The sequence below is a fragment of the Porphyromonas sp. COT-052 OH4946 genome (assembly GCF_000765965.1).
GTDB classification, from domain to species: Bacteria; Bacteroidota; Bacteroidia; order Bacteroidales; family Porphyromonadaceae; genus Porphyromonas; species Porphyromonas gulae.
Map to the genome: position 1 here is coordinate 1 of NZ_JQZY01000028.1, position 431 is coordinate 431.

Annotated in this window: 1 protein-coding gene; it reads right to left on the reverse strand. The window is 52.8% G+C overall.

The annotated features are described in order from the left end of the window. Positions 1–431: choice-of-anchor J domain-containing protein (locus tag HQ50_RS09530; RefSeq protein WP_039430082.1), on the reverse strand; the 431-nt coding region annotated here is incomplete at both ends.

The window sequence follows — 431 nt, forward strand, 5'->3', positions numbered from 1 at the left end:
GTTGCCGTCAGACCCTCCTTGATCTTAGTGCCATCGCGATAAACCGTATAGGTATAATCGGCTGAGGAGCCTCCATCGCCGGTGATCACGACATCGTCCAAATTGATCCAGAAGAAGTCTGTACAGTTGAAGTGACGGAAAGCAACATACTTGGTGCCCGCTGGCAACTGTACAGTCTTTTGGTACCAAGTACCCTGTGCACGGGTACCCCGAATAGCNGTGAAAGAAGACCCTCCGGGAGGAGGTGTAGTCGTCCAGTTGTTGCCATCGCCGTCGGCATCGATAGTCTTCCATGCGGAAGGTATACCGCTCTCGAAGCCTTCGTTCACAACCTCGGCGCGCTTGGCATTGGCCTTGATCTCGATGTCGTCCAGATTGATCCAGAAGAAGTCTGTACAGTTGAAGTGACGGAAGGCAACATACTTGGTGCC